Annotated in this window: 6 protein-coding genes; 5 read left to right on the forward strand and 1 reads right to left on the reverse strand. The window is 40.7% G+C overall.

Annotated features, from left to right (window positions below; all coding sequences use genetic code 11):
- The first annotated feature begins 73 nt into the window (after positions 1-73).
- A complete protein-coding gene (locus BLU80_RS16245) occupies positions 74-2,416 on the forward strand; it encodes an NADP-dependent malic enzyme (protein ID WP_091400576.1) in 2,343 nt (780 codons plus the stop codon).
- A gap of 103 nt (positions 2,417-2,519) precedes the next feature.
- On the opposite strand, the gene BLU80_RS16250 is transcribed toward BLU80_RS16245, so the two are convergent.
- Complete coding sequence (locus tag BLU80_RS16250) at positions 2,520-5,651, reverse strand: hypothetical protein (RefSeq protein ID WP_091400578.1); 3,132 nt, start codon at positions 5,649-5,651, stop codon at positions 2,520-2,522.
- A 166-nt stretch (positions 5,652-5,817) separates the two neighbouring features.
- Here BLU80_RS16250 and BLU80_RS16255 point away from each other — a divergent pair, with 166 nt between their 5' ends.
- The 4 genes from BLU80_RS16255 to BLU80_RS16270 form a co-directional block, all read left to right on the forward strand.
- On the forward strand, positions 5,818-7,119 hold the full coding sequence (locus BLU80_RS16255) for a T9SS type A sorting domain-containing protein (RefSeq protein ID WP_091400579.1): 1,302 nt from the start codon (positions 5,818-5,820) through the stop codon (positions 7,117-7,119).
- A gap of 114 nt (positions 7,120-7,233) precedes the next feature.
- A complete protein-coding gene (locus BLU80_RS16260) occupies positions 7,234-11,487 on the forward strand; it encodes a DUF6443 domain-containing protein (RefSeq protein WP_139188180.1) in 4,254 nt (1,417 codons plus the stop codon).
- Positions 11,488-11,490: 3 nt separating this feature from the next.
- Entirely contained in the window at positions 11,491-12,117 is a 627-nt protein-coding gene (locus tag BLU80_RS16265) for a hypothetical protein (protein WP_091400583.1), read from the forward strand.
- Positions 12,118-12,782: 665 nt separating this feature from the next.
- A partial coding sequence (locus BLU80_RS16270; protein ID WP_139188181.1) for a hypothetical protein occupies positions 12,783-12,989 on the forward strand: 207 nt, incomplete at its 3' end.

Raw genomic sequence — 12,989 nt, forward strand, 5'->3', positions numbered from 1 at the left:
TAAAATATCATCTTTTTTTTTGCTTATCTGAGGCTTTTTATACCTTCGTATCCACAACACATACAATATAATTATGTCAGATGCTAAGAAACAGGACGCTTTGCTTTACCACAGCAAAGGGCGTCCGGGAAAAATTGAAGTCATTCCAACAAAAGAAGCCAAAACCCAAAGAGACCTTTCACTTGCCTACAGCCCTGGAGTCGCCGAGCCTTGTATGGAGATCCATGCCAATCCGGAGGATGCCTATAAATATACGGCCAAAGGAAACCTGGTAGCAGTAATAAGTAATGGTTCTGCCGTACTGGGTCTGGGAAATATCGGCGCGCTTGCCGGCAAACCCGTTATGGAAGGCAAAGGTGTGCTGTTTAAAATATTTGCGGATATTGATGTTTTTGACATCGAGATCAATGAATCCGATCCTGAGAAATTTGTACAGATCGTCAAGTCTCTGGAACCTACTTTTGGAGGAATTAATCTGGAAGACATCAAGGCTCCGGAGTGTTTTTATATTGAACAAAATTTAAAAAAGCAACTCAGCATCCCGGTCATGCACGATGACCAGCACGGGACAGCCATTATCAGTGGTGCGGCCCTGCTGAATGCCCTGGAGATACAAGGTAAAAAAATTGAGGACATTAAATTTGTGATTTCCGGTGCCGGTGCTGCCGCCGTTGCTTGTGTACAGATTTATGTTGCGCTGGGTGCCAAGCATGAGCATTTTACTATTTTTGACATTGACGGTGTGCTGCATAAAGGGAGAACAGATTTAGGGGATATCCGGGCACAGTTTGCAGTCGATAACGCCAGCTTAACACTGGCGGAAGCCATGAAAGGCGCGGATGTATTCATTGGCCTTAGCGCACCTAATGTACTAAAACCAGAAATGGTAGCGTCGATGAATACCAAGCCCATTGTCTTTGCGATGGCCAATCCGACGCCAGAAATCTCTTACGAAGCGGCCAAGGCGGTCAGAGATGATATTATTATGGCTACTGGCAGAAGTGATTATCCTAATCAGGTAAATAATGTACTTGGCTTCCCTTATATCTTCAGAGGAGCCTTAGATGTTCGCGCCACCCAAATCAATGAGGCCATGAAACTCGCAGCAGTGAAAGCATTGGCAGAATTAGCTAAAACACCGGTTCCCGACATCGTTACCATGGCATACGGGCAAAAGAATATTATTTTCGGACCGGATTATATTATTCCAAAGCCTCTGGATCCCAGGCTACTGGCCTCGGTATCACCTGCAGTAGCCCAGGCAGCAATAGATAGCGGCGTTGCCAAACGTCCTATTAGTGACTGGGAGGGTTATAAAGTGGAACTCAATAAAAGGCTGGGACTGGACAATCAGGTCATCCGGGCTATCGGCGGCCAGGTGCGCCGCAATCCTAAAAGAATTGTATTTGCTGAAGCGGATAATCAGAAGATCCTTAAATCTGCTTCCATCGCTTATGAGGACGGCATCTGCTATCCGATATTACTGGGAGAACGCTCTAAAATTGAATCCATCGCCAGGGACAACGGCATTAATATTGAAGATTTTCCAATTGTGGATACCAGAGACCCCAATCTGGAGGAAACCCGCCAGAAATTTGCCGCTGCCTTCTTCACTAAAAGACAGCGCAAAGGCGTTAATTATTATGAAAGCCGTAAACTCATGCGCGACCGCAACTATTTTGGCTGCATGATGGTTGAAATGGGAGAGGCGGATGCAATGATTTCCGGTTTGACCAAGAACTATGCGGATGCTATCAGGCCGGCCCTGCAAACCATCGGTGTTGAGCCTGGTGTCAAGAAGATTGCCGGTATGTATCTGCTGCTGACTAAAAAAGGTCCGTTATTTTTGGCGGACACCACGATAAACTTTAATCCGACAGCAGAGGAATTAGCCGATATTACGCTGATGGTGGCTAAAGAAATCCGCAACTTTAATATCACGCCCCATATTGCCATGTTGAGTTATAGCAATTTTGGAAGCAATCCCTCCGATGAAGCCAAACTTGTGGCTACTGCGACTAGGATTGTCAGAGAAAAAAATCCGGATCTGGTGGTGGACGGTGAAATGCAGGCATGGCTACCATTTAACAAGGAAGTATTAAAGGAAAACTACGGATTCAGCCAACTGGTGGATAAAGATGTCAATACCTTGATCTTCCCTAATCTTACCGCAGGTAACGTCGCCTATAACTTGCTTAAAGAAGTGGGTGGAGCGGAACTGATTGGACCGATTTTGTTAGGGCTTAAAAAACCCGTACATGTATTACAGTTAGGAAGTTCCGTCCGCAATATTGTCAATATGGCCAATATTGCAGTTCTGGATGCCCAGCTTAAATGTGCAGATCATTCCAACAAGGCACTCTTAGATTCTAAATACTGGCAGAAACTAAAAGCCAAAATGAACCTGATTAAATAGGTCAAATAGACTGGTATGCATTATAAAAAGTGTGCAGCTCGTTATAAGCTGCACACTTTTTTCCAGTAAAAGGTGAAAAAATCATCTTTTAGATAAAACAAGACTAATCCCTTTCTTTATAATGATAGCCGTTATGCATTATCACTTTATTGTCTTTATCTAAAACATCTGATAGTCTATTAAAATTGTCATATTTATATTTTTTGATCACTCCATTTTCATCTGTTTCCATAGTTAGGCCTACCAGAGGTAAATAGATATAGGTCTTCACCAATACATCAGTTTTGTTTTTCAATTGTGTGCGGAGTTGGCTTAAATACGGGGAGATATCGTCATCTGTTTTATTATAAATGGCAGCAGTATCTATCAAAGGATTTATCTCATTAAAGGAGGCTCCTTTAATTTGTGCGACCGGATATTGCCCTTTGTATCCCCAGATTAAAGTCGTAGGAGTACCAGCTACGGTGTATTGCAACAGATTATTATTTCCATCATATATGTCATACGTTGCATTTGTCGTTTCTGGGTTAATATTGCCATAACGTTCAGAAATGGAGGACAGTAAATAGGAATTAGGTCTGTTCCCAGCTATAAAATGGTTACTTATTGAGTGTTCATAATGACCTGTCATGTCTCCCTTTAAATCAGAAGTATTTACAACTTCGGCAATTCTATTGTCATTAACCATTTGGGTATACACAACATTAGAAGCACTATAATCAAATGGATAATAATATGCAGTTGAATTAGAAGCACCTTTCGAATCCTGATAGACATTTCGGTGTATCAATCGGTATTGTGATTCGTAAATATTGGTTTCTTTCATTTTAAGCGAATCATTTAGTGAATAATTATAAACAATGGTACTATCCGGTAGGGTTTCTACATCAAATACAGGATACCAAACTAAAAGGTTATGAGGATTAATTACATAATGAGAACATTCATTACCAACAGGGTCATTTACATTAACCAAAGCAGGATACCCTGCAACCATAACACTGTAATAGATAGGCGAGCTGTGATTAGAATAGTAATTGAGCGTCCTTTTTGTTAAAACCTGATTACTATCTCTTATATCTTCTTTGGCAACGGAACCACTTTCGGGTTCTTCCGGAGATTTAAAAGAGGGGACAGAGAATATGACTGCACTTCCACTAGTAATACCAGCATTACCTAGGATATCTTGACTATTATTGAAATAGGTATCCACAGTACCTATATTATTGTCAAGGTTATCCAGATTGTATTGAATCACTTCTGAATATCCAACACCAGCGTGGCTCCCAAGTGGATTAGAGGATAAATATTGTGAGCCGTTTATAACAGTCTGGTCATAAGTATATAGGCTATAATACCCGTCAATTAATTCTCCAGTTTTCAATACGGACAACTGCTCGTCTCTAAAAAATAATTTTGGTGAGTTATTGATTCCTCCAAAATATCCATAAGAGATTCTTTTTGAAGGGCTTATTGACCCATTTGTATAAAAATATATAGATTTTGTACGCAGCCCTTCCCCTTTGGTTATAACATTATTTAGAGAGTCTTTGTCAGGAGCAAAATAATTATTGAAGGTATTCAACTCATAGGTAAAACTAGTTTTTCCACCAGTAGGATAAGTAATGGAGGTTAATATACCTGCTTGGCTGTAAACAACATCCGCTCCATGGTTATTGTGACTATCGCCAAGAGAACTTTTTAATGGAAACCTAACAGGATTAGGAATCAGCGTGATATTGGTTAACGCTCCATTATAGAATCCCCAAAAATCAGTGGCACAGCTATTTTTATGGGGTAATTTCATTGGGTTATAGTCAAACTGGTACCAGTTGGAATCATTTTGCTTTATTTGATTCAGTTGCATTCTAAGATATGAATATTTACTAGTATCATTATAATAAGCTCCATTAGATATTACATGATCATTTACTGCGCTTGAGTTGATATAACTATAATCAAAACTAAATCGGTCAATGGTTTGTGCGTTTTGATTAATGATAGATAGACTATCTAGGCGCACACCTCCATTAACATCCAGCCTCGGCGAGACATGAAATGTCACTGTGGCAAACTTAGATTTGATTTCTGTTAAATGACATTCTGGTTCCCTGAATGTAATTATAGTGGTTAGCGGGTTTATCGTATCGAATCCAATATTACAAGAAAAAAGCATACCTGTGCTGGAACCGGAAACATAACCTGTAAATGAGTTATAGCTGATACCATGGGAAGAAGCACTTTTTTGAACTACAGCGGATTGATTATTTTGTGGGAAAGATCTATAAAGACTGTCCGATTGTTCATAATGAAAGCTGATTGTATCTTTATTTAATGATACAATTTTAGTGACCATCCATTTTTTGCTGGTAGGCTTTATATAGGTCGGAGGAATGGTACATCCATTTTTATCGGAATTATCTGTATATACAGGTACGTATTGGGCAAATATAAACGTTTGTCCCGTTGGGATCGTGATAGCAAATGCATTTTGTTGAAATTCAATTTTATAGCCTTTTTTATTAAGAGATACAAAATTATTCGTCACGACATCGTAGATAAAATCAATAGAGTTGCCCAGGAAATTGGCTTTAAAAATATCATGTTCTGAATCAAAGTACTCATGTGTTTCAAAAAAATATTGGTATTGCTTATTGATGTTGCCATTATAAGGCATATAATACCTGAGTGTGGTAGCCGCTCCATAAGCAGCAATGGGTGTTTGTGGAGTATAAGTCGGTGTTGTGGCGGGCATATAGGTTCCGCACGCATCATGGTTATAATTGTACAAAACAGAAAAAGGCCCATGTATAAAGTCTGGTTGCAGCCATAAAGGATTAGCGCTAGTCCCTTTGGAATTTTGAGATGCAAGATAATAAACATCCGCTAAGTCATCTTTGTCCATGACAGTTTGAACGATTTGCCCTAAAGGCAAGTTCCATCCAAGACCGACCCAGCTAGCTTCTTCATTCACTTTAATGCCGCCTGTGTGATAATTGATTGTAATAGGTATAGTTAAATCGCCTTGCTCAATGGTATATAACGGAACCGTAACATCAGCAACACCAGTATATTTACCAATGGGCAAATCCTCATATTTAGTGAATTGGTAGGTAGTAGGAGAGACGGGAAGCAATTTATCTTCTACCGTTTGAGAAAGTTGTGCCCTGGATGATGAAGTTAATAATAATGACAAAATAATAAGAACGTACAAGTGAATAAAATGACCTCTCATAATGTCTTATGTTTTAATGAATAAACACAGTTGATTGCTATTTTAACTTAAAAGTACAAAAAAATATAAAAATATGCAAAATATGTAATTATTTAATTAAATTGCATATAGCTATAGAGATTAGTTGCGCTTTCTTATTTATTACATGTTGACTAAAACGTAGATTATGAGGATAACCTTATTATTATTGCTATTGTCAGTATTTTATAGTTCAGTCCTAAATGCGCAGGTAAGCATAAGAACAAGTATCACAAAAGCGCTAGAAAAACGGTCTTCAACGGCCCTAGAAGTGTACAGAGAAGGTGTAAAATATTTAAAGAATGGACCTAATGATTATGAAAAGGCCTTTTTATCTTTTAAGACGGCAGCCAATATGGGAGATGATCAGGCCTGCTTCGCAACGGCGTACTGTTTATTCAAAGGAATTGGATGTAACCAGCAATACGAACAGGCGGTGCAACTTTTTAGAGAAGGGGCAATCAAAGGTAGGGATAATTCCATGTATTTTCTGGGTTTGGCCTTTAAAAACAATTATGGAATCCAAAGAGATGAAGACTCAGCTAAATATTGGTTGGGGCGGGCAGCAACACTAGGCTATAAACAAGCTATTGAGGAGTTGAAAACGACTGAAGCGGAAAATGCAAATAATATAGCCGCAATCCTGATGGAGAAAATTAACCGCGCAAAATCTCCAAAGCTTGCCACATTAAATGAATTTAAAAGGGTAGAGGGAGGCATCCCATCTAAAAGATTGATTGCCGGAACATATCAAGGATATACGCTACATTATGACTGGAGCGGAAAGTATTTAATCAGCAGTACGCCATTAAAATTAGTTTTGCAGGATTTTCCAAAGGGAACTTCGGACTCCATCAGTGGGACCTGGACAGATAAAACGGTCTCTCCAATACAGCTGTCAGGGTACCTGACAGGAGACTCCGTATTATTTGAGCATACCTCCTACAAAGTAATAGACCACTATAGTTGGGGTAAGCCCATTAATTATGATTTTAAATCTGCAACACTAAGCTTGACCCAGTCTGGAGATAGTGTATATCTGTCAGGCATGCTGTCATTATTTTCTCCAGATAGAAACGAACCTAGCAAACCTACACTAATTGCTCTTGTCAGGAATAACGCTATTGCCAAAAGCTTACGTGATAGCCTTGGCAATCAAGAACTTGATGACATCTCTAGTTCCAGTAATGTCATCAGCAGTGTACGGGTATACCCAAATCCTTTCAGCACAGCATTTACCTCAGAGTTTATATTGAAAGAGGATGCCTCCATACAACTTGCGCTGTATAATATGGTTGGAGATCGGGTATATACGAAGGATAAGACACCCCTTAAAGCTGGAAAATATGCCATTTTAATAAGTCCAGGTAGATTAGCTTCTGGAATGTATATACTAAAATTGCTGTTAGAGGACGGTCGAAATGTTGACCTAAAGGTGATTAGAAGATAACTACAGTCAACTGGCAATTGGCTGAACAGCTAGCTATTTATTGGCTAATATGTTACCTAAATCATTAATAACAGGTAATCACAACAATCTTAAACTAATTGAAAACATTATTACATGCTTAGCAATATTAAGTCCAGAACGCTGTTTCTTAGTTTTTGCCTGGTACTCCTTTGTTTTAGTCTTACTCAAGAGGCAATCTCTCAGTGTACCTTTAGCAATTATAGCCTTACACCCTCTGGTAATATCTGCGGAACTACGACTACGATAACGATGTCTGGCTCCCAGTCGGGCGTTACTTATCAGTTAAAAAATACTTCTGGTAATCTGGGAAGCACTGTTGCCGGGACCGGAAGCTCTATTAGCTGGAGTAATGTCAGTTTGGTTAGTGGCGGAGCCAGTTATGCAGTGGAAGCTACTAAAAGTGGCTGTTCTAATAGCACAATAGTGGCCACCACCTATATTACTTCCTCCTCACCAGTTACTACAAGTGACGTTGTGATTACGGCCAGTGATGCAGTGCTTTATCAAAACGACTCCATCGTTTTTACGGTAGGTAAAGCTTCTGGATCTGGAGCGGTATTTACCGGCTATCAGCTCTTTGATGGTTCACCCATCGGAATCCAGAGCACCAGTAATACCTTTGTTGTTAAATCTATGCCCGCACACAGCTATTCTATTTTGATAAGTTCCAGCTGTGGCTCTGCAATGGTCTCCTGCCCGACTTTTGTTGAGGGCGGGATAAGACCTGCAGATACTAGCTCGCCTACGGCATTGAGCAATCAAAACTATATCGCCATCTGGACAGCAACAGCACCCATTACAGACCCAGATCTACTCATTACCCGCCCGCTTTCAGACGTCAAACTCTCTGTTCAGTATTTTGACGGTCTGGGCAGACCTATCCAGACAGTTTTAAAACAAGGTTCTCTGGTAACAGCTACTAATACCAGCGCAGACCTGATTACCACCACACTCTATGACAGTATGGGTAGACAGAATAGCACCCTGTTGCCCTACGCTGCCAGTGACGCTGCCGATGGCCATTTCCGCCCTAATGCAGAAGCTGACCAGATAAGCTGGTATAACGGCAGTAGCCCCATCTCTAAGCCCGGTCAGGGGGTAAATGCCAGAACGCTTACCGTCTTTGAACCCTCCCCTTTAAACAGAGTACAAGAGACCTTTGCGCCAGGTGATAGCTGGCTGGGATCAGCCGGCGAACCTGCTGAAGCCAGTCGCCACTCTGTCAAACAAAAATACTGGATTAATACCGCTACAGATGCGGTTAGAGTCTGGGATGTCAGCTATGTAACTACACCCGGTTCCGGTTTTGGCACCTATACCCTTAACCCCCTTGGCACTTACCCTGCAGGCAATCTTTATAAGAATCTTACGGTAGACGAGCAAAACAGACAGGTAATTGAGTTTAAGGATAAAGAAGGGCATACCATCCTTAAAAAGGTTCAATTATCCGCTACGGCCGATAACGGCAGTGGCAGCCCGCATGCGGGCTGGCTCTGCACTTATTACCTTTATGATGATTTTGGTAATTTACGCTGCGTTATCCAGCCAGAAGGGGTAAGGCTACTTGAAGCGAACGCCTGGAGCTTTACGAACACGGTAGGGCAAAATATCCTAAAAGAACAATGCTTCCGTTATGAGTATGACAATAGAAACCGGATGATTATAAAACAGGTCCCTGGTGCGGGACCTGTCTATATGGTCTATGATAACAGGGACCGGCTGGTAATGACACAAGACTCTCTAATGAGAGTAAGTCATAAATGGCTGACTACCCATTATGATAACCTGAACCGGGCTGATACTACCTGGCTGTACAGCAGCTCCACAGCGCTTACCAGTATCCTTGCCACCGCAGCAGATACCAGTAAATACCCATATACAGCACCTACTGCTTCCACAATACTAACCGAGACGCATTACGACGACTATACAAAGCTGCCTACTGGGCTAAGTAGCAGTTATTTAGCTACCTGGAACAGCTATTTTGTTCCTGCCAGTACCACCAGCTTCCCCTATGCAGAGACGCCTACACAGAATAGCACTATTACCACCAAGGGCCTGGTGACCTGGACCAGGGTAAAGGTGCTGGACAGCACCCTTACCCTGGCAGCAGTGAACATCTATGACGATAAGGGGAGGTTAATCCAGACCCAGAGCCAGAATATTACGGGTGGGGTGGACGTTACCACCACCCAGTACAGCTGGGCTGGCTGGCCACTGGTCACTGTCCAGAAGCAAGAGGAGAAAAAGGGCAGTACCACCCAAACTACGGTTGTGGTGACCAAAATGACGTATGATGACCTAGGTAGAGTCGTAAAGACTGAGATGAAGCAAAGCAATAGCCATGTTAAATCTGGAGCCATGCCGGCGGCCTATGCTATAGTCAGTGAAGTAGGCTATGATGCACTGGGGCAGGTTAGTGAGAAAAAAATCGGAAAAAGAAGGTCTACTACCGTCGTAAGCGGTGAAAACAGCTATACCACCACGCCGCTGGAGACCCAGGATTATGATTATAATATCCGAGGCTGGCTGCTGGGTGTAAACAGAGCTTACGTCAGGCAAAACAGCACTACGGATAGCCTAAATACAGCTACCACTACAGGCGTAATCAGTGGTGAGATGTTTACAGAGAGCTCCTCTGACTTACAGACTGTTACGTTCCCTGACTCGCATTATTTTGGCTTTGATTTAGGCTATGACCAAAAGCAAAATGACAGAATCAATGGCATTCCCTATGACACTGCCCGTTATGATGGTAATATTACTGGTATGACCTGGAAGGGAGCTAATGATAAAAAGATCCGAAAGTATGACTTTGGCTATGACAAAATGGGCCGACTGACGTCTGCCCATTTTGGTCAGTTTACCAATTCAGTTTTCAGTAACGCTCTGGTTAAATATGATGTAACGGGCTTAACTTATGATAACAATGGTAATATTCTAACCATGAACCAGTACGGGTTAAAACCAACTGGCAGTTCTGCTATTATCGATCAGTTGACCTATCATTATAAGCCCCAGAGCAATAAGCTGCAGTATGTCGTTGACGCAGCCAACGACCAAAACAGCACACTGGGGGATTTTAAATATCCCAGTGTTACTAAGACCAGTGCGACCGTCGACTATACATATGATGGTAATGGGAATATGACCAGTAATCAGAACAAAAATATCTCTCAGATCAGCTATAATATCTTAAATTTACCCAGTCAAATTTGGGTACCCGGTAAAGGGACTATCAGGTATTACTATGATGCTGCTGGCAATAAACTACAGAAGCGCACCTTAGATTCTACCGTTAGCCTTATAACTCCTTCAGTAACCACTTATATAGGGGGAGCCGTTTATCTAAATGACACATTACAGTTCTTTGGCACACAGGAAGGCAGGATAAGGTCTAACGCTGACAGTACTGGTTGGCTCTATGATTATTTCTTAAAGGATCATCTGGGTAATACCCGGATGATGATCACGGATGATTATAATGTAAGTAGCCCCATACTGGAGGCATATAGTTATTATCCGTTTGGGTTGCAGCAAAAAGGAATAGGGTTAGAAACAAACGAAAGCTTTCATAACTACAAGAATACCTTCCAGAAACAGGAATTAAATGAGGACTTTGGCATCGATATTTATGAATTTAAATACCGCATGGATGACCCTCAGATTGGTAGGTTCTGGCAAGTGGACCCATTGGCTGATAAATATGTTTATAACTCTACTTATGCATTTAGTGAGAACAAGGTTACTGGTAATGTGGAATTAGAGGGCCTTGAATCCGTCTCCACAAATGAAAAAGTTGTAGGTGGTGCTCTAGTTGGTGGAGCGGCTGGCGGAATTTTGGCTTCCTCTCTTGCACTTGGCGGGGCTGTTGCAGGTTATGGTTCGCTTTCTGGACCAGGAGCACCAGCGGCCTGGCTTGTAGGCGGAGGGATTATCGTCGGAGGCTCCATTGGTGCAGGGGTTGTATGGATATGGGATAGAGTAACTGCAAATAGTTCTGATATTGGGCAACCTGGACCAGCACCGAATAAAGGGCAAGGTGGCGGTGTACATGGCGGAGAAAATCATAATAACGCATTAAATGATAGGGTTAAAGAGCTTGAAGACATGGGTGGAGCAACGAATATTCGGAAAAACCAACAACAGGTAGATAAGGATGGAATAAAGGTAGGTAGAAATAGACCTGATATCCAATATGATAAAAACGGAGTGCATCATAATGAAGAATATGATCATAAGGAGTCAAGCAGCAAAAAACACGAAAAGACGATCCGGAAAAATGATCCAAATTCAAAAATAAAGACGACCATTTTAAAAAAAATCTTACACATCACAAATAAATAAATTATGATATTAGATAAATTAAATTATGTCACGCTAACGGTTTTAGATATTGATGTAAAATCTTGTCAAATAATGTTAGATAAGATCTTAAATAATGGACCGATTGTAAAATATAAAATGTCCATAAATACAATTGAAACAGACAAAATTTATGTAGGTAATCCATTATATAATGGAATGATTAAAATATTAATATGGGAACCGAAATATATACCAGGCAAAACAGCTTTTTTTTCTAATATCATGGATGGCTATGCAACATTAATATACAAATTATGTTCAAGAAATCAATTATCCTGTATTTCCGTTGATTTCACAAATACAAAATATACAAAAGATGATCGCCCTGCGTTTTTCTTTAGGTATTATAACTTTACTGACAATAAAAATATCGACAGATTTATATACGCAATTAAAGAAACCCATAAATGGGTTTTTTACGAAAACGGTGAAGTGCAACCCTTTGAGGACATATCAAATTATCAAAATAAGATTAAGCCCAAAAGGATAAATAAAGAGATTATTTTGGGTTACTTAAGAAAAGTAAACATCGATATTGAGGATGACAATTTTTGGGATTCAAAAGATGGCAAAGGTGTGTATTTTAACCAAATTATTCAAAATGACTAGTTCGTTTCAATTTAACTGATTTTTGGTACATAGCAGATAGGGCTATACTGTAATACAACCCACACCTCATTATTCTGTCTAGGATCGGGGCTAGGAAAAGCAAAATAATAATCTGATGAGGCACACTACTCAGCGTACTGGTAAACGGGTAATATTTAGTATTTTCAGTACCTGCAAGTCCAAAGTAGGTTTATTTGAAGAGAGCCTAAAGGGAGTGTCAGATGAACTGTGTCAGTTGAGTTTTTTATTATATTCGCAGAATCGAGTGAAACGGAGGTTGGCTCTGCACCGGTGCAACCAACCAAGGGATAACTTGATCCATGAGAATGGGGCCAGTTCAGGCACACTGAGCTGGCCTTTGTGTTTTGTAAAGGTAATAAATTATCCATTCTTTTGGCAAAATGCCTTAAAAAAACCGATTCTACGTAAGTAATACTCTACATGAGTTTTAGCCTGCCTTCAAAATGAATGGCCAGCTGTGAAATTGTCAGGCTCCAGTTTTGAAGCGGTTGGGTCCATTTCTTTTTGGCATTACGATATGCTAGGGTGTTCCTGAAAAGCTGTAATAGTTATCCCCATTGAGTTTCAGGGTGTGGATTATAATAAAATTGCCCTATTTTGGCACAAAAAGTGTTCAAAGTAGGGCATAACTTTTTTTATAATCCATGACAAATCTACTTTTTTTTCACGAGAATCTACTGGATGAGCATTTTAGCCAAACAGATTTAGGAATTCTTTATAAAGCCATCCCTTTTGAGCAGTTATCCGCTACAATTCCGAGTCCCCGGGGTCTGGTTACCGGCCAGGGACGCAAGAGCTGGTTTGATGTCAGGGGAGGTATTGGACTGATGATCCTTAAGCACGTTATGGGC

Origin of the sequence: Arachidicoccus rhizosphaerae (assembly GCF_900107765.1) — a bacterium.
GTDB lineage: Bacteria > Bacteroidota > Bacteroidia > Chitinophagales > Chitinophagaceae > Arachidicoccus > Arachidicoccus rhizosphaerae.